Raw genomic sequence first — 17,317 nt, forward strand, 5'->3', positions numbered from 1 at the left:
TCCTTCCTGGGAAAGGACTCATTCGCGTACGAGTGCTAGCTCGCCCAGGTCCGCGAAACTCTCCTGAGCGTCCGCCAGCGTCGACTCCGACGCTCTGGGCCACAAACCGCCTCGCGCCAGCCGGGCCAGGGCCTCCCGCCGGACCTGCGGGCTCGCCAGCGCTGGATCTGCGAGCCGGCCCATGAGATACGCGGTGATCCAATAGGCCCACGAAAGCTCCTCATCGAGGAGCAGAGGATGCGATGGGGCGGGAAGACGGCTCAGGTCTTCTCCGAAGAGAAGGCGAAGCCCGGCCGCGGGCAGGCCTTGTTCCGCGAGCCACTGCCCGTGGTGAACCCGCGCGTACATGTCCGGACGCGCTTGCCGTACCAAGCAATACGCCACGCCTTTGTGCAGGTGGGGGATAGTCTCTGGCAAGCGCCCGATCGCAGCGTCCGACCGCGCGGTCGACGGCGGGTCGGACAGGAAACAGGCCGAGCGGCGCGATCCCTGCGAACCGTTCCCCACGAGGCTCTGCCGGCCCGCGTGCTCCACCAGATTGGGCACGGAAAGAGCGGTCGGAACGCCAGCGACCGTGAAAAAGCGGCACAGGGCGGCATCGTCGGGCAGGTCCAGGTCATGAATCTGGGTCTCGCAGTAGCCGGCGAACTCCCGAGCGACCGTCACGGGCATGACGAGCCCCACCGATGGCGTCCACCCTTCGTCCAGCGCCGGCATGATGGCTGCGCCGGTGACCGCCCCGAGCGTGACAAGTGATCCGTTCCAGCTGTTCCACGTGGTGTTCAGCGCCAGAGCACCGTGATCCCAGGCGCGTAGGGCCCGATGCAGCCGCCGCTCGAAGTCCTCGCAGAGCAGGGCGTCGTCCTGGACCACGAGATGATGCGTGGCCGAGGGGTCGGCAGCGCTCCAGGCCTTCACGGCTGTCCGCAGAGAACCGCTCGGGCCGTGCGGCTGGGGATCTTGGACGAGCTGGAACTCGGGCCGGGGAACGGCTCGCGCGATGGCGATCGCGGCGTCGAGCCGCTTGGGATGAGTCATGACCGCCGCGCTCAGGCGGTAGGGGCCGCGCGTCACCTGGGAGATCCAGGTTTCGGGCGTGCCGTGCGCACCCACGTGGGCTGCGTGGCTACCACGCGAAGGTCCTCGTCGGACAGCTCGTCCGCGGCGACGAAGCGACCGTCCCCCTCTAGCAACCGGCTTATGGTGGAGAGTGCGGCGGTTGACGACCGTGACCAGGCATGACACACGACCACGCATGGACCATCGGTTTGGCGAACCCCCGAGACGACAGCTCCGGCCACGTCGTCGGGCGAGGCCGCGGCATCCCAGTCGCGCGGATCGATGTTCCAATGGACGTTTCGATATCCGTGGCGAGCCAGCTCCGCGAGAATGCGCGGATCATCCGCGCCCAGGCCGTACGGCAATCTGAACCATGGCAGAGGATCGCATCCTGTGACACGGGTGACCGTCTCGCGGCCACGAATCAAATCCTTCGCGATCCCGCTGTCGGAAAGATAGACGTAAGGAGCGTGCCACTGGGAGTGCAAGCCGACGACGTGACCGTCGTGCGCGACCGCCTTGGCGAGTGCGGGGTAGGCCCGCGCCCAGGCTCCCTGGATAAAGAACGTCGCCTTGAGGCTCAGTTTATGCAGGTCACGCAGAATGGAAGCGACGGCTGCCGGGTCTCCGTCCGGCTGGTCGGGATGCTCGACATCAAAAGTCAGGACTATTCGCTTCACGAGGGCTCCCGTGCGCTGGACGTCAACTACTCGGCGGCATCGCGGACGCGCTTCCTCTCGGCGCGGGCCGCTGCGATCTCCGGCTCCGCGAACAGACCCGATCTGGTCCGGAATGCTTCTTGCCCACCCCGGCCGAACACGTCGAGGATGAACTGCTCACGATGCTGGCAAAGCGCGACCAGGTCCTCGTGCGCCGCGAAACCACGGTGATGATCTGGGACGTCCAGCGTCATCTTCTGACGTGGCGTCCAGTGAACCAGAACTAATACCCCGCCAGGCTTGAGACTGCGCACTGTGCGCTCGACGAACTCGTTGTACAGAGCCACTTCCAGGTAGTAGAGCATCTCGGCCACAAGAATGAGGTCGAATTGCCCATCCGGCCACTGCTGCGGCAGAAGCAGACGTTGGAAATCCACACTACCGAGCTCTTCCGTCGTGGCGTGAACCCGGTATCGCTCCTGTGATCTGGCCAGCCCCGGTGCAGAGAAATCGGCGGCTAGGACGCGGTCGCACCTCCTGGCCAACTCGATCGTGTGGAAGCCGGGCGCGCAACCGGCCTCGAACGCCGTCTCATATCGACGGTCTGGCAGACAGGCAAAAGTTACTTTCCGTTTCCGCTCCTCGTACCACCGCTGCTCGAAAAGGAAAGGATCGGACTCCGCCGAGTAACGCTGATCGAAGTACTCCATGTCGGTTGTCATAAGACGCGATCCTTCTGCTGCAGGCCGCTCAGGAAAAGCGGGCCGAAATGCCTTGGTACACATTCCACTGCGCAGATGTAAACGGTTGCCCGGCCGTCCTGTTGCCCTCCGCGCCCTTTCCTCTGCTAGAACGGCGACCGTGATTCGCATAGTGACCTGGGATGACGCAATCTATGCTGATGCGATCTTGTGACATAGAGCCGACGCAACCGGTGCCCCGATCATGATCATGACTGTGTGAAGGACACAAGATCGGGAGCGGCTGCCGGCCTCAGCGAAGAAGCGCCCGGCGTCTCACCGGGACCCCCAGGTCCCGCCACCCGCCGGCCTCGAGCCGCGGGCACGCGCAGACCCAGCACGTCCCCGGCCATCGCCGCGATCAAGCACCTGTTCGACGCCGCCGACGCGCCCAGCCCGTCGCGAGGACACCGCCCGCCGGACAGCCTGGCATCGCCGCCACTGGTACATGCCCGGTGGTCCCCACCGGTGGGCCCGCCTGGGCCACCACGTACACCGGCTCGGCTGACAAATGGCGGCTTCCGTACTAGGCGCGCCGGCCGCGCGGCGAGTATCGGCGCCCGGACGGAATCCCGTGCGGTGTGCGTCTTCCGGTACGGCGGCGCGTAAGGCTTCAAGTGATTGCGGAGGCGGCCGCCATGTGGTGCGGGTGCGCATCCAGCCGGTGGCAGCTGAATGGCGGAGGGACAACTTCATCGGGGACGAGGGTCGGAGCATCGGCGAGTGCCGCCTGCGGGGCATCAGGCCCCAACGGAGAGCACTGGGCGGATGAGTGGCTCCAGGACTTACAGGTAAGATCATCTAGACTTTCGGCCCGACCGTTGACAATCGCCATACCGGTTAGCAACCGTGGTGGGAAGTTTTCTTAACAAAGACGCACGACGGGTACCGCCGTGCAGATCGGGGATTGCGAGTGCCACACGGTTCGACTGCTACTTTGAGACACTCTTCCGCGCGAAGAAAACGCCCGCTTAAACCTGAGGCGCTCACCCGGGCGACCTCGCTCTCGCTTCCTTCACGGCTGCCCATCGACGCATGGATGGAGATCGGCCAGCAGCTCTCGAGAATCTCCGACTCCTCTTCCTGGTGGCTCGGCGATTGGCTGGTGTACGGCCAGCAAAAGTATCCAGAGCGATATAAGGCAGCTATCGAAGAGACATCGCTAGATTATCAGACGCTACGCAACTATGCATGGATCGCCAGGAAATTCCCCGTGTCTCGCCGGCGAGACACGCTGAGCATGCAACATCATGTCGAGGTAGCCGCCCTTTCCGCCAACGAGCAGGACCAATGGCTCAGCCGGGCAGAGGAGATGGGCTGGTCACGCAACGAACTGCGCCGGCAGATGAAAGGTGGCCGGCAGGCACACTGCAACGGTAATTCCATACGACTCGGCAACGCCATTGAAATTCGCGTGACCGAGGAGAGGAAGCAGCTCTGGGAACTGGCCGCCGAAAAGGCCGACTGCGATCTGTCCGATTGGATCATCCAGACTGTGGACGCGGCAGCGACCGTAGCGGACTCCGCCGAAGCAAGTGTGCTGTAGACAGGCGAGCGTGACCGAAAGGACGGTTCGATGTCCCCCTTTCCAGAGCGCGCGGAAAAGGTTTCCACAATCGTGGCGACCGCGTGCGACTTCGGCTACGGGCCCGCGGCGAAGCTGGATTCGATCGCACAATACCTCTCCGGATTTCGGCTGGTCGTCCACGGCACCAGGCTTGGTCAGCACATTTGCGAGTTCGCGTACGACGCGGCTTATGACACCGATACTCCCCTGGAGGACGTCATCCAGAAGGAGCGGCCGTCAGCTGTGCTTTCTGTGCTCGATCCACAGTCGGCGGTGATCGCGGAGAAGTGCGGAGTGCCCGTGGTCTACGTCGACAGCCTTCCGTTCCTGTGGTCCCCCTCGGATGCGGTGCCCTTCCTTGCGACCGCCTACTGCGCGCAGATGTGTCCCAGCATCCCTCACACGGCCTGGCCTGTGCTGCGCAGGATCGAGCACCTGCACTGGGTCGAGGGGATCGTGCCCGAACCGGTCGAGCCCGCGAGCGGCCAAAGGGGTGTGGCGCTCATTTCGGTCGGTGGCGTCGAGTCGCCGGTGACCAGCGCCGCGGAGTCGTTCTACGCGAATCTCGTCCTTCAACCCGCCATCGAGGCCCTGGACGCCGCCGGGTACGAGCGGGTGGTCGTGGCCGGGAACCATGACGCGCTGATGAACGCGGACGTCGATACGCGTGACATGACCATCACCGTCGATCGCCGCCAGCTTCGCCATCGGGAGTTCGTGGGCATAGCGCGCTATGCCCGAATTGTGCTCACCTCGCCCGGGCTCACCACCATCACCGAATGCGTCTCGATGGGTGTCCCGATATGCCTGCTGCCCCCGCAGAACCTCAGCCAGATCTTCAACGCCAGGCACGCTCTTGAGGTGACGAAGGACTTGCCTCATGTCGGTTGGCCGCCTGCCGTCTTCGACGTCCGCGAGGTGGAACGCCTTCGCCTGCTCGGTGAGGAAGCCGCGGTCAAGTACATCGTGGACAGTCTCGCGGCGGCGGGAACCGATACCAGGAGAACGTCTGACGTACGGGCCGCTCTACGGCGGAACCTGGAGCATGCGCTCCTCGGCACCCGGCACAGCGAGCAACCGTCCCGCGTCCCCGCGGCTGGCGCGTCTCAGATCGCGGAAATCCTCAGATCCGTGGTCTCACGGTGATGGACCAGAAGCTGTCCGCCCATTTACATGCCCTCGAGGACGCCGAACGTGAACCACTGAGATGGGAGTCCGGTGTCGGATCTCGGCTGTGCCTTGCGGACGGCTCCCCTCCCCGCTTCGACGCACGCCGCATGCAGCGGCGACTGGAAAGCTACTGGTCGGGATTGGGACACGCCCGGCAACAGCAGATAGAGCGGCTCACCGCGGGGCTGCCGCCGATGTCGCCGGAATGCCGTATGGCGGTGCTGGTCCCGGCCCGCCATGAGGAACGCAATATCGGGCATACGCTCGAACTGCTGCTGAACCAGGTGGACGGCGCCGGCGAACTGCTCAGCTGCCTGGAAGTCATCATCCTGAACAACACGCCATCGCACCAGGATTTCGACGATACGAGGGACGTCGTCGCGAAGGTGAGCGCGTCGCATCGTGCGGATGGACGCGTGCACATCCTCGACCTGTGTCTGCCCAGAGGGCTGGGCAACCCGGTCGCGTTGGCCGCCCAAACTCTCGCCGATGTGGCGGTACACCGTGTGCTGAGCCGGGGCCCCGCGCTCCTGCCCTTCGTTCTGGCCTGCATTGACGCTGACCTGGTCTGGATCGACCCGCGACACCTTTGGCATCACCTGGTGTGGCTGGAACGCCATCCCCATCTCGATGCCGCGTGCCCGCGCAACGCTTACACGCCTTGGATCCTCGCGCACAACGACCTCACGCTCTTCTCGGAGTTGTCGTGGCAGCTCGTCGAATTCCACTTCGCGCTGGCGCCCCTGCGCCCCGAGCTGAACGCCCGTTATGACTTCTCATGGAATCGGGTGCGCACCGCGGGCAGCAACACGATGATCACCCTGGAGTCCTACGCCATGATCACCGGATACAGCCATGTCTTCGGACATGATCTCAGCCTGGGTGAGCGGCTGTCCGTGCTGCGCGGCTCGTGGCGGGGTGATCGCTTCGTGCCCCAGACGTGGACGGTGGGCCGGACGGCGCTGCGCGTGCACACCTCCCCCCGGCGATGGCTGATCATGGCGGGCACAGGTATCGGGCCGTACGACGCCCAGGGGGAGGGCTTTTACTCCCCAGAGGCGTTGGCGGCCATCCGGACCCAGGATCCGGATGCGCTACTGCGGCTGGCCGAATCCACGAGCCGGATCAACCGCGACAATCTGCACCGGTTCGAGGCCGTACTCAACGAGCGCCTGAGATTGATGCTCAAGGTGCGGAAAGATCCCGCGTCGGCGCGGAAGCAGTTCGAGACCACCATGTCGTGGCTCGGATTGGAGCCGCACTCCGACTATGTGGTCGGGGAAGGCCAGGTGAAGCTGGCGGGCATCACCCGGCTCGCACGCGTACTCGGCACTGTGCGAGCACGCACCCTTTCTGACCCCCGGATGCCTTGTCTCGGCCCCCACGCGCCGGGAAGAAACAGTGAGAGAACATGGCGCAGCGCGCGGAGTTCCGCTTCTACGAACACCTAGGGCTGTCCGGTGATGCGTCGCTGGGCCCTGATACCCGTTTCGTCGCTGACCTCGGAGCGGACACGGCCGATGTCGTAGGACTACTCATCGGACTGGAGCACGAGTTCGGCCTCATCATGGACGAGTCGCTATTGAGGAATGCGGATACGTCGCGTGGGTGCTGGGCCGTACTCGCACATCTGGAACCGGCGGCACAGTACTGAGAACCGCGATACCCAGCGCAAACCTTGTGGCAATCCGCAGACCGCACATAACGTGTTATTCCCATGGAATAACCAAGTGGAGGCCATGCGCGTGGTTGGGACTTTGGAGCCATGACCGTACACCAACGTGTCGTCATCTCGGGTGGTGCTGGATTTGTCGGCTCCCATCTGTGCGAGCGCTTCGTCGACAATGGAGCGCAGGTGGTGTGCTTGGACAATTACACAACCGGCCGGCTGGAAAACGTGGCGCATCTGCTGGAAGCAGAGAACTTCGAGGCTGTTGCCTGTGACGTGACCGAGCCCGTCCGGGTCAACGGCCCTGTCGACCTGGTGATGCATTTGGCCTCTCCTGCTTCGCCGAAGGACTACTTGCTCTTCCCCGTCGAAACACTTCAGGTAGGCAGTACGGGCACGCGTAACATGCTCGACCTGGCACACGAAAAGCGGGCAAGATTTGTCTTCGCCTCGTCGTCGGAAGTCTATGGCGATCCTTTCGTTCACCCTCAGAGGGAGGACTACTGGGGAAACGTAAATCCGGTGGGCCCGCGCAGCGTCTACGACGAAGCCAAACGTTTCAGCGAGGCGCTGGCCACCGCTTACCGCAACACAAAGGGAACCGACACCGGCATTGTCCGAATATTCAACACCTATGGTCCCCGGATGCGCCCCGATGACGGCCGGGCCATACCTACGTTCATCTGCCAAGCCCTGCGTGGGGAACCCCTGACAGTTACGGGCGACGGTACGCAGACCCGATCAGTCTGCTATGTAGACGACCTCGTCGAAGGACTTCTTGCCTTGGCCATGTCGGCTCATCCCGGGCCGATCAACCTGGGAAACCCCGAAGAGCTGAAGGTTCTGGACATCGCACACCGCATCGCCGGCCACGTCGGCATGACACCGGTGGTGCGTTTCATCGACAGGCCGATCGACGACCCGCACGTTAGAAGACCGGACACGACGCTGGCCAGAGCAGTTCTCGGCTGGAACCCGGTGACGAGCTTCGAGGTGGGCCTCAAACGCACGATCGAGTGGTTCAGCAAGCAACTGGAGTTCAAATGATGATCAGTGCTTATGGATCATGGACCTCTCCCATCACTCCCATGATGGTCGCCCAGGGGGGAAGGACGTTCAGCGCGGTCGGAGTGCACGCGGGCGAACCAATGTGGCTGGAACGCAGACCCGACGAAGACGGACGGAGGGTGCTGTGTCGACTCGACGACGCGGGTGAGGTTCGCGACCTGACGCCCACGCCCTTCAACGTACGGTCTCTCGTCCACGAGTTCGGGGGCGGGGCGTTCGCGACACGGGGCGAGAATCTGTACTTCGTCCATTTCGACGACCAGCGGATCTACCGCATGGTGAGCAACGGAAAGCCGGAACCGATCACACCGGAGTCGACGACGGAATCCTCGGTTCGGCACGGGGACCTGCACGTGGCTCCCGGCGGACGGGCCCTCGTCTGTGTCCGTGAGCGCCGGGAGGCCGGGTGTGTCCACAACGAGATCGTGCTGCTGCCGACAGACGGTAGCGCGGAGCCTCAGGTCATCGCCTCGGGGCGGGATCTGTATGCCGCGCCGAAGATCTCTCCGGATGGCCGGCAGATCGCCTGGCTGGAATGGGACAACCCCAGAATGCCGTGGGACGGGACCGAACTGATGGTCGGACGTCTGAGCCCCGACGGCACGGTCGGCGACGTCGAACTGGTCGCCGGCGGTGAGGACGAGTCGGTCTTCCAGCCGTCCTGGAGCCCGGCCGGCCTCCTTCACTTCGTCAGCGACCGGACCAACTGGTGGAACCTGTATCGCGTCTCTGGCGGGACGCAGGTGCCGCTCGCCTCCGTGGAAGCGGAGTTCGGCTATCCCATGTGGGCCATGGGCCTGAGCACCTACACCTTCCTAGAAGACGGCAGGATCATGTGCCTCTTCGGAAAAGGGCCCTTTCTCTCTCTGGGGGTCATCGAGAACGACGCCCTCCGGCAGATCGATCTGCCGCACCGCGCGTTCCGTGCCTACATTTGCGCTGCCGGGGACCGCTGCGTGGTCATCGGCGGCGGCCCGACAATGGCGGACGAGATCGTCACCGTCTCCGACGAGAAGATCACAAGTCTGCGCACGTCTGGCTCGGCGGCCGTACCGAAGTCGGCGCTGTCCGAGCCGGTGGCGGTTTCGGTGAGGGGGCGAAGAGGTCAGGAGTGCCACGGCCTCTACTATCCGCCGAAGAACGACGCGCATCACGGACCGGCCGACAAGGCGCCGCCGTTGCTCGTCAACTGCCATGCCGGCCCCACCTTGCATGTGAACGGCATGATGCAGCTGGAGCTTCAGTTTTTCACCAGCCGCGGATTCGCCGTTCTGGACATGGACTACAGCGGCTCCACCGGATATGGCCGTGAATACCGCCAACGGCTGATCGGTCACTACGGGATCATTGACGTCGAGGACTGTGCGGACCTCGCCCTGGAGTTGGCGGATCGAGGTCTGGCCGACAGGGATCGCTTGGCGATCCGCGGGTGGAGCGCGGGTGGATTCCTCGCCCTCTCCGCGCTTGTGCATCATGACGTGTTCGGGGCCGCCGTCAGCTATTACGGGCAGTCCGACGCCACCAGGATCGGCACCCTGGCCACGAAATTCGAGCGGGGCTACGCGATCGCGATGCTGGGCTCACGGCCGGAAGATGTCGAAGAACGCCGCAAGCGTTCCCCCGTGCACTTGGCGCAGCAGATCAAGAAACCGGTCCTGTTCCTTCAGGGACTGGCCGACAAGGCGGTTCCGCCGGTTCTGGCCGAGCGACTCTCCGCCACGCTGTCGGCGAACGATGTCCCCCACAAACTGGTCACCTTCGAAAACGAAGGTCACGGATTCCGGCAGCCGGAGACCATCGTCAGAGCCTTTTCCGAGGAGTTCGCCTTCTACGGCCGGGTGTTTGATTTTCTGCCGGGTGAAGCGTCATGAAGGACTCACCACCTGCCGCACGGCCGCCGCAGTTGATATATTTCAAACTTTTCGACAACTGCAATCTGCGCTGCAATATGTGCGACTGCTGGGAGTTGCCGAAGAACGACAGGCCCTCTGCCCATTATCTCTCGCTCCTTGGTGAGATTCTCAGCGCGCCACCGGAGTACATCCGCTTCACCGGCGGCGAACCGTTGATGTACCGCAGGCTGCCCGAGCTGATCAGCATCGTCGCCGAGCACGGCACCCGACCCTCGGTGATCAGCAACGGCCTTCTGGTGGCGCGCAGGCTCGACTCCCTGATCGCAGCCGGACTGGCGGAGATCGTCCTCTCACTCGATGGTGTGGGCGGAGTTCACGAGGACATCCGTGGCGTGCGCAACAGCTTCGAACGGATCAAGCCGGGTATCGACGCCATCGCCCGGTCGGACCTCGTATGGGGCGTCAATACTGTGGTGCAGAGCCTGAACATCGAACATCTCGCTGCGATGGCATCAATGTTCGCTGAGCTCAGCGCGCCACCCACCTGGTGGCATCTGATCCCGGTGCGCGGCCACGACCTTCTGGCGCCGTCCCCTGCGCAGAAGGCGGCCTTCGACGAAGCGTTGGACTCCCTGACAGCACGCTGCCGCTCTCTTGGCACTCGGCTGGTAGCCGCCAAGCAGGAGCACCATGCGAGTCCCTGTCAGGTCCCCGAGTTCACCGTTTACGTCGACGGGGTCAGCGGCGAGGTCTACGGCTGCAACATGCTCGCGTACACCGATCGTTCCTGGGGAAGCCTCCTCGAACGACGATGGCCGGACGTCTTCGGCTCCTCGCGCGCCGCCGGCGTCAAGGCGCTATGCGGGACAGGCCGGCACGGTGCGTGTGCCGGCTGCGACGACGCCTCGCGCGAAATGAACCTGTTCCTTCGCAACAGGATTGAGGCGTTGAGATGACCGGCACAACCACAGAACTCGCCGTGCGCAGAGTGATCGACCTCATCTCCGAATACCCCCGCAGGAACCTTCCCGACGGCATCCGGCCGAACGACGACCTCTACGGCGACGCCGGGGTCGACCCCCTTGAACTGTTCGAGTGCTGGAGCCTTCTGGTGTGCGAGTTCGGCGCTCGCCCCGACGAAGCGGCCTACGCGTCATCCCGCACAGCCAAGCAGTGGGCCGAGCAGTTGACCCGGGCCACCCCGAGCATGGGGCTGCTTCCTTGACATCCGGCGGGATCCGTGTCCTCCATGTCGGATGCGGCCGACGCGCGAAGGCTCACCTTAAGGCGCAACTCAGTTCGGGGCAGTACCTGCTCGCCGGGCTCTGCGACGTCAACGGGGTCAGAGCGCGCGAGCTCGCAGCGTCGATGCGCCTGGCGGACACTCACGCCTTCGAGGATCCGGTGGAAGCGTGCACCGCGCTCCAGCCGGAGCTCGTGGTACTGGCCATACCGCCGCAGAGCAGGCCTGAGCTGGTGCGCGCGCTCGTCTCGGCGGGATGCCCGGCCGTACTCGTGGAGAAGCCGATCGCGCTCACGCCGAGCGACCTGGCGGACCTTCAGGAGATCGGGCGGTCCACTCCCGTCTTCGTCAACACGCAGTACCGATGGATGCCGCACTGGCGCAAGCTGCTGAGGTACGTAGGCGCAGGGTGGCTCGGCGAGCTGGCGGAGGTACGGCTCAGCACCAGGTTCGCACCGTTCGAGCAGGGGGAACACGTCATCTCCCTCGGCCTTGAGATCGCCTCGCTCGCGGGCGTCCCGGCACCTCGATGGGTGCTGGCGGCAGCATGCGGTATTGAACGGCACGGCCCGCGGGAGACTCCGGCCGAGCTGATCGCCGTCGCAGGCCTCGGCGCGGCCAGGATGCATCTGGTCCACGGCGCGGTGGCGCCGCTGGTCCGCGGAGACGAGGACGCACCGTGGAACGCCCTCGTCGTGCATGCCCGTGGCACGGAGGGCTGGCTCGACGTGACCGTGAACAAGGGTTACACCCTTGTCAGCGGCGTGCGCCGGCTCGAGGGAGCCACGGAATGGTATCGCGACGACGAGTCGGCGCAACGAAGCCTTTACATCGACCTGGCCGGCTGGCTGCGTGGCCCCCGCACTGAGAGCTTCCCGACGGCGGTGGAAAGTGCGTCCGCGGCGAGCGGCTTCCTCTTCGCCGCCGAACGATCGGCGCGGACGCGCCAGCGCGTATCACTCCTCACGGACAGCGGGCCAACGACTCAGTAGGGAAACGACTCAGTAGGGAAAGGACAGCCGATGACCGCAACTGCCCCAGGCGGCCATGTCTTCTTGGCGGCGCCGTTCGCGAGCTGGATGGATCCAGAGGTGGGCGCGCTCCAACCAGAGAGGCAACTTCTGCTGGAGCGCCTCATCAAGGTGGTCGAACAACACGGCAAGAAGGTCTACAACGCGCACCGCCGCGAGGCGTGGGGCAGCGAATGGATGCCGCCGGAAACGTGCGTCCCGCTCGACTTCGAAGGGGTGAGCACGGCCGCCCTGCTTGTGGCGATACCCGGCGTGCCGATCTCCGGTGGGGTGCACATCGAACTCGGCTGGGCTTCGGCGCTCAAGGTGCCCGTGCTGCTCCTCATCGAAGAGGGCACCGATTGCAGCAGTCTCGTCGTCGGCTTGGACTCTGTCACGCGGTGCACGACCGTCCGGTGGTCCACGGCCGACCACTGCGTCCATCTGTTCGCGTCCGTCCTTGGCGAGCTCCTGTCGAATGAGAAAGGCGAAAAGTGAGTCGTCCCGACGAACGGCTGGCATATTTCGGCGGCAAGCCCCACCGGCCAGCCAAGGTGCGGCCGACCTTCACAGCCGACGCGTTGACCAGGCAACGCGTCGAGCACCTGGTCACCGACTCCATGCTGGCCGAATGGTACGGCGGACAGGAAACGAGTACTTTCGAGGCCGAATTCGCCGCCTATCACGGAGTCCCCGTGGCGGTGGCGGTCAATTCCGGCACCTCTGCTCTGCACGCGGCCTTGGTCGCAGCCGGCGTTTCCGACGGCGATGAGGTCGTGGCGCCCACTGTGTGCTACTTCAGCGCCATCTCGGCGATCCTGCAGGAACGGGCGATCCCCGTGCTGTACGACTCCGAGCCGCGCTCCATCCTCCCATCCGCCCAGCGGATCCTGGATCTGGTCACCGAGCACACCCGTGCTGTCATGGTGGTACACCTTTACGGCGTCCCCATGGATGTTGCGGACCTACGTGCCCAGCTGTCATCGCGCGGCATCGCCCTGATCGAAGACTGCAGTCAGGCCCACGGCGCGGTGGTCAACGGGCACCTGGTGGGCACCATGGGAGACTTCGGCTGCTACAGCCTGGCCTCGCCGCGTCACCATATCTCGGTCGGCGAAGGGGGCGTGGTCATGGCCCGGGACCCCGCGGCCGAACGCATCCTGCGCCAGCTCGTCAACCGGGGGAAGAACAACGACTGGGGTGGTCCCGTCCGACAAGGATTCTCCTACGCGCTCCCCGAGTTTTCGGCCATCGCCGGCAGGCAGGGCCTGGCCGATCTGGGGCGGGAGCTCGATGCGCGGAAGGCCGCGGCCACCATCTTCGACGAGGTCCTTCACGACAGCGGTCTGGTCCTGTTCGACGCCGTTGAACCGTTCGGCGATAGGGACCGTCCCGGCTTCTACCGCAAGCTGGTCCGGCTGCCACCTGCCTTCGCACCTCTGCGGGACTGGTTCGTCGCGGCGATCGAGAAGGAGAACGTGAGCGCCAAGCCGCCGCACCCGCTCGCACACCAGATTCCCTGGATCGTCCAGCGGACGGCTCAGGTCGCGGAGCGAGCGGGCCGGCCAGCCGCCGGACAGCCGGCTTGCCCAAATGCCGAGGCCGAGCACGCTGTGCTGCTCGACCTCGAAACGGGTCCGGGTGTCGGTGTGGACGACGCCCGGCTCGCGGCCGAGGCGGTGAAGAAGGTGTGGGAGTTCATCGTGGACAACCCCGAGCCGGCGAAGGGCGCGGCCGAGGAGTACGGAGCCTACCGTCCATGATCGGACGATCCTGAGGAGTGATCTTGGACAGCGGCATTCTGGCAAAGGTCCGGAGCGCCACGCGGCTGCTGACCCGTCGCAAGACCTATGAGGTGCTGGCGCTGCGCTTCCAGCACCGCAAGATGTCCTACCAGTCGTTTTATGCGGCCCTCATGGACCGCCGGGGCAGCGCCAACCCGGCCCTCGCGGTGGGGGGACTATGGAACGAGGTCGGCCCGCTGCAATTGGAGTTCCTCAGAGCGCAGGGGCTAGGCGTTACCGACAGCCTGCTGGACTACGGCTGCGGGAGCCTTCGCGGCGGGCGTCACATCATCGGGTACCTGAATCCCGGGAGCTACGTGGGCGTCGACATATCGTTGGTTCTCCTGGACGCCGCCCGCCAGTTGGTCAGGAGTGAGGGGCTGGCGGGCAAGGAGCCCACGCTGGAGTTTCTGGACCCGGTCGACCCACGGCTGCCCGAGCGATCCTTCGACGTCATCCTGGCGCACAGCGTGGTGGTACACATGCCCGCCGCCGATGTCGCAGCGCTGATCGGCCGGGCAGTGTCCAGGCTCAAGCCCGGAGGGCGCTTCTACGTGACCTGTTTCCTGGGCGCGGAGTGGCGCAACTTCGTCGGCACCAACTTCCGCCATCCGCTGTCCCTGTTCAGCGGTATCGCACAGCAACAAGGCCTGGAGCTCCGGTTGTACGAGCAGGCCGAATATCCCCACCCACGAGGCCAGCGGATGCTGCGCTACACCAAGGCGGGTTCGTCTGATGATTGAGGCACGGTTCAGATTCGGCGTCCAGGTAGGCCGCGCGTGGAACGCCGCCGAGTGGTCCGACACGGTAAAGAAGGCAGAGGACCTTGGCTACTCTTCGCTGCTGATGCCCGACCACGCCGACCGGCAGTGGGGTGTGTTCACCGCGCTCGGCGCCGCTTCGGCCATCACCCGGGAGTTGAAGCTCGGGACTCTCATGCTCAACTGCTGTCTACGCAACCCCGTAACTGTCTCCAAGGAACTCGCCACCTTGGACCTCATGAGCGACGGCCGCGTGGAATGCGGGCTGGGCGCGGGATGGATGTTCAAGGACTTCGAGCGCACTGGGGTGATGCTGGAAACCGGCGCCGTCCGGATCCGCCGACTTGCCGAGTACGTGCACATCCTGCGGTCGCTGTGGTCGGCAGGGGACGAGCCGGTCACCTTCTCCGGGGAGTTCTACCACTTCAAGGGCGCCAAGCCGGAGCCCCGTCCGAGGACCGCCCAGCCGCTGCTGATGATGGGCGGCGGCGGACGGCAAATGCTCAGCCTGGCGGCGGACATGGCCGACATCATCGGCGTGAGCGCCACAATGTTCTCCGGGGCGGTCGGCCCGGAGACCGGACCGTCGTCCTCGTTCGAGAGGTTTCTCGACCGCCGGCGGCTTCTGGTCGACCGCCTGACCATGCAAGGGCTGGCGCGTAAGCAGATCCAGTGCCAGACGTTCCTCGCCACGGTGACCAAGGAAAGGAACGAGGTATTGGACTCGGTCGCCGCACCGATGCTGGGCCTGAGCCCGAGCGAGGCCGGACGGTCCCCCCTGGTCCTGGTCGGCGAGGTCGAGGACATCTGCGATCAGATCCGCAGGCATGGCGCGGAGCTCGGAATCTCGTACTGGGTGGTGCACAGCGGCGCCCTTGAGACGTTCGCCCCCGTGGTGCGGCAACTCAGTGGCGAACCCCTTGAACCGCTCGTAGAAATGGGTGGGTGACGCAGCGTGCGGATACTGGTGACCAATGACGACGGCGTCGACTCGGAGAGCGTCGCGCCCCTCCTATCCGGCTTGAAGTCCCTGGACGCGGAGGTGGTGGTGGCCGTCCCTGACGGCGACGTCAGCGGATGTGGCGCCTGGTTGGGCGCTCCCCCTGCCTCTTCCCCCGTACGGATCCGCAACCTCGACGACGAACCGTCCATCTGGGCAGTCGCCGGTACACCGGGCTACATCGTGTCCGCAGCATGTCTTGGCGCCTTTGGCGCCCCGCCTGATCTAGTCGTTTCCGGCGTGAACTTCGGAGCCAACACCGGGCGGCACATACTTTACTCGGGTACGGTAGGGGCGGCTCTGGTCGCGGCGCAGTTTGGCATCCCCGCCGTCGCGGTCAGCCAGATCCGCGGAGCCCTGTGGCGGGTGTACAGCGGAGTCCGGGTGGCGATCGAGGCGGCGGCCCTGCTCGGCGAAGAACGAAGACCCCAAGTCCTCAACGTAAACGTCCCCAATCTGGAGCTCGGCGACATCAACGGGGTCCGTCCTGCCGCACTGGCCCCGTTCAGGGTGATGTCGATCAATCACGGCGACGGCACCATCCAGCGCGACCACCCGGCCACACCACCCCCGGAGTCGGACGAAGCACAGCTCGAGGATCGCTATGTCACGGTGACCCGCCTGGCCGGGTATCGGGCGGTGGGCGACTGCTCGACCCTGAGCAAGGAGTTGTCCGCTCGTCTGAGCCTGAGGGCCACCTGATGCTGGCCGTACTCCGTATCGGCCCACGAAGGGTCGAGGTGAGAACCCTTCCCGCCACAAAGGCCGTAAGAGGGCAGGTCAGCATCAAAACCGCGTACGCCGGGATCTGCGGAACCGATGTCCGGCACTACCTGGACCCTCGGGCACGGCGGCAACGCCGGGCTTCGGGGCACGAGCTTGTCGGCGAGATTGTCTGTCTGGGCAAGGGAGTTCGTGGCTTGTCCGTCGGCCAGAGGGTGACCGCGCGCGCCTACGCCCATTGTGGCGGTTGCGCGAGCTGCCTCTCCGGCCGCATCAACCTTTGCCAGCATCGCAGGTGGATGGCGGAGAACGGCCATGGGGGTTTCGCGGGCACAGCCACCGTCATGGCGTCGGCCGTCATGGCGATACCACCAGGGCTCGGGCACTGCGCAGCCCTCGCAGAGCCGGTCGCCGTCGCACATCGCGCGGTGCTGACGGCATACGGCGACCGTACCCCCGAGAACGCGGGACCCCCGCTCCAGGGACGGCTGGCCGTGATCGGCGGAGGGACGCTGGGCCAGTTGTCGCTGCGCGTGGGGCGGTTGCTGGGCGTGTCGGCCCTGCTCATGCTGGCACGTTATCCCCACCAAGAGGCAGCCGCCGCGCTCGCCGGCGCGCAGACGGTCACCGCCGGGGACGCGCCAGAGAACTGGGCGGACGGTGTCGTGGTCGCCGCAGAAGGAGCGCATGCCATCGACACCGCCGTCCGCCTCGTACGGCCGGGCGGCGTGGTGGCGTTACTCGGCGAACACGAAGAATCGGTGCCGGTGAACACCCGCCTGCTCATCACGAAAGAGGCCGCGCTCAAGGGCAGTAACACCTACGCGTGCGACCGGCGGGATGACATGGCGGCGTCTGTGGCGATGCTGGCGAGCGGTCGCCTGCGGGCTGAAGAGGTCGTCTCCCACATTCTTCCTGTCCGGGAGGCAGCCAAGGCCTTCGCACTGGCCGCGGACAAGTCTTCCGGCTCCATCAAGGTGCTGTTGCGCCACCACGGGATCTAAGAGGTCA

The 17,317-nt window shown here is 65.2% G+C and carries 17 protein-coding genes; 14 read left to right on the top strand and 3 right to left on the bottom strand.

What is annotated here, in order from left to right:
* Window positions 1-18: 18 nt before the first annotated feature.
* Genes ACIBI5_RS43000 through ACIBI5_RS43010 form a run of 3 tightly spaced genes read right to left on the bottom strand, consistent with a single transcriptional unit; the run spans window position 19 to window position 2,440 of the window.
* Window positions 19-1,113 (bottom strand): hypothetical protein, encoded by a 1,095-nt coding sequence (locus ACIBI5_RS43000; RefSeq protein ID WP_397255862.1) that lies wholly within the window; start codon window positions 1,111-1,113, stop codon window positions 19-21.
* Window positions 1,071-1,739: a polysaccharide deacetylase family protein gene (locus ACIBI5_RS43005; RefSeq protein ID WP_397255864.1), complete on the bottom strand. Its 669-nt coding sequence runs from the start codon at window positions 1,737-1,739 to the stop codon at window positions 1,071-1,073. The genes ACIBI5_RS43000 and ACIBI5_RS43005 overlap by 43 nt, the downstream gene beginning before the upstream one ends.
* A 26-nt stretch (window positions 1,740-1,765) precedes the next feature.
* Window positions 1,766-2,440: a class I SAM-dependent DNA methyltransferase gene (locus ACIBI5_RS43010; RefSeq protein WP_397255866.1), complete on the bottom strand. Its 675-nt coding sequence runs from the start codon at window positions 2,438-2,440 to the stop codon at window positions 1,766-1,768.
* Window positions 2,441-3,395: 955 nt separating this feature from the next.
* On the opposite strand from ACIBI5_RS43010, the gene ACIBI5_RS43015 reads away from it, so the two are divergent.
* The 14 genes from ACIBI5_RS43015 to ACIBI5_RS43080 all read left to right on the top strand — a co-directional run bounded on the left by ACIBI5_RS43015 (window position 3,396) and on the right by ACIBI5_RS43080 (window position 17,310).
* A complete protein-coding gene (locus ACIBI5_RS43015; RefSeq protein WP_397255868.1) occupies window positions 3,396-4,004 on the top strand; it encodes an LmbU family transcriptional regulator in 609 nt (202 codons plus the stop codon).
* Between the two features lie 30 nt (window positions 4,005-4,034).
* Complete coding sequence (locus ACIBI5_RS43020; RefSeq protein ID WP_397255870.1) at window positions 4,035-5,171, top strand: hypothetical protein; 1,137 nt, start codon at window positions 4,035-4,037, stop codon at window positions 5,169-5,171.
* Window positions 5,171-6,646 (top strand): glycosyltransferase family A protein, encoded by a 1,476-nt coding sequence (locus tag ACIBI5_RS43025; protein ID WP_397255872.1) that lies wholly within the window; start codon window positions 5,171-5,173, stop codon window positions 6,644-6,646. The genes ACIBI5_RS43020 and ACIBI5_RS43025 overlap by 1 nt, the downstream gene beginning before the upstream one ends.
* 314 nt (window positions 6,647-6,960) lie before the next feature.
* A complete protein-coding gene (locus ACIBI5_RS43030; RefSeq protein ID WP_397255874.1) occupies window positions 6,961-7,911 on the top strand; it encodes an NAD-dependent epimerase/dehydratase family protein in 951 nt (316 codons plus the stop codon).
* 41 nt (window positions 7,912-7,952) lie between these two features.
* Window positions 7,953-9,803: a S9 family peptidase gene (locus tag ACIBI5_RS43035; protein WP_397255876.1), complete on the top strand. Its 1,851-nt coding sequence runs from the start codon at window positions 7,953-7,955 to the stop codon at window positions 9,801-9,803.
* Window positions 9,800-10,741: a radical SAM protein gene (locus ACIBI5_RS43040; RefSeq protein WP_397255878.1), complete on the top strand. Its 942-nt coding sequence runs from the start codon at window positions 9,800-9,802 to the stop codon at window positions 10,739-10,741. Before ACIBI5_RS43035 ends, ACIBI5_RS43040 begins: the two co-directional genes overlap by 4 nt.
* On the top strand, window positions 10,738-11,010 hold the full coding sequence (locus tag ACIBI5_RS43045; RefSeq protein WP_397255881.1) for a hypothetical protein: 273 nt from the start codon (window positions 10,738-10,740) through the stop codon (window positions 11,008-11,010). Before ACIBI5_RS43040 ends, ACIBI5_RS43045 begins: the two co-directional genes overlap by 4 nt.
* A complete protein-coding gene (locus ACIBI5_RS43050; protein ID WP_397255883.1) occupies window positions 10,959-12,020 on the top strand; it encodes a Gfo/Idh/MocA family protein in 1,062 nt (353 codons plus the stop codon). The genes ACIBI5_RS43045 and ACIBI5_RS43050 overlap by 52 nt, the downstream gene beginning before the upstream one ends.
* Before the next feature lie 30 nt (window positions 12,021-12,050).
* Complete coding sequence (locus ACIBI5_RS43055) at window positions 12,051-12,536, top strand: hypothetical protein (RefSeq protein WP_397255885.1); 486 nt, start codon at window positions 12,051-12,053, stop codon at window positions 12,534-12,536.
* The gene (locus ACIBI5_RS43060) at window positions 12,533-13,801 is read left to right on the top strand and encodes a DegT/DnrJ/EryC1/StrS family aminotransferase (RefSeq protein ID WP_397255887.1); all 1,269 of its coding nucleotides are present in this window, start codon (window positions 12,533-12,535) and stop codon (window positions 13,799-13,801) included. The genes ACIBI5_RS43055 and ACIBI5_RS43060 overlap by 4 nt, the downstream gene beginning before the upstream one ends.
* A 23-nt stretch (window positions 13,802-13,824) precedes the next feature.
* A complete protein-coding gene (locus ACIBI5_RS43065) occupies window positions 13,825-14,565 on the top strand; it encodes a class I SAM-dependent methyltransferase (protein WP_397255889.1) in 741 nt (246 codons plus the stop codon).
* A complete protein-coding gene (locus tag ACIBI5_RS43070) occupies window positions 14,558-15,532 on the top strand; it encodes a TIGR03621 family F420-dependent LLM class oxidoreductase (protein ID WP_397255891.1) in 975 nt (324 codons plus the stop codon). The genes ACIBI5_RS43065 and ACIBI5_RS43070 overlap by 8 nt, the downstream gene beginning before the upstream one ends.
* 6 nt (window positions 15,533-15,538) lie before the next feature.
* Complete coding sequence (gene surE / locus ACIBI5_RS43075) at window positions 15,539-16,285, top strand: 5'/3'-nucleotidase SurE (protein ID WP_397255893.1); 747 nt, start codon at window positions 15,539-15,541, stop codon at window positions 16,283-16,285.
* Entirely contained in the window at window positions 16,285-17,310 is a 1,026-nt protein-coding gene (locus ACIBI5_RS43080; RefSeq protein ID WP_397255895.1) for a zinc-binding dehydrogenase, read from the top strand. The genes surE and ACIBI5_RS43080 overlap by 1 nt, the downstream gene beginning before the upstream one ends.
* The last annotated feature ends 7 nt before the right edge of the window (window positions 17,311-17,317 follow it).

Origin of the sequence: Nonomuraea sp. NPDC050540 (assembly GCF_044457485.1) — a bacterium.
Taxonomy (GTDB): Bacteria; Actinomycetota; Actinomycetes; order Streptosporangiales; family Streptosporangiaceae; genus Nonomuraea.

Bases quoted from the DNA above. Each gene is read 5' to 3' on its own strand.
- ACIBI5_RS43055 (WP_397255885.1), top strand. From the start codon at position 12,051: ATGACCGCAACTGCCCCAGGCGGCCATGTCTTCTTGGCGGCGCCGTTC.
- ACIBI5_RS43010 (WP_397255866.1), bottom strand. From the start codon at position 2,440: ATGACAACCGACATGGAGTACTTCGATCAGCGTTACTCGGCGGAGTCC.
- ACIBI5_RS43025 (WP_397255872.1), top strand. From the start codon at position 5,171: ATGGACCAGAAGCTGTCCGCCCATTTACATGCCCTCGAGGACGCCGAA.
- ACIBI5_RS43080 (WP_397255895.1), top strand. From the start codon at position 16,285: ATGCTGGCCGTACTCCGTATCGGCCCACGAAGGGTCGAGGTGAGAACC.
- ACIBI5_RS43020 (WP_397255870.1), top strand. From the start codon at position 4,035: ATGTCCCCCTTTCCAGAGCGCGCGGAAAAGGTTTCCACAATCGTGGCG.
- ACIBI5_RS43045 (WP_397255881.1), top strand. From the start codon at position 10,738: ATGACCGGCACAACCACAGAACTCGCCGTGCGCAGAGTGATCGACCTC.
- ACIBI5_RS43070 (WP_397255891.1), top strand. From the start codon at position 14,558: ATGATTGAGGCACGGTTCAGATTCGGCGTCCAGGTAGGCCGCGCGTGG.
- ACIBI5_RS43040 (WP_397255878.1), top strand. From the start codon at position 9,800: ATGAAGGACTCACCACCTGCCGCACGGCCGCCGCAGTTGATATATTTC.
- ACIBI5_RS43035 (WP_397255876.1), top strand. From the start codon at position 7,953: ATGATGGTCGCCCAGGGGGGAAGGACGTTCAGCGCGGTCGGAGTGCAC.
- ACIBI5_RS43030 (WP_397255874.1), top strand. From the start codon at position 6,961: ATGACCGTACACCAACGTGTCGTCATCTCGGGTGGTGCTGGATTTGTC.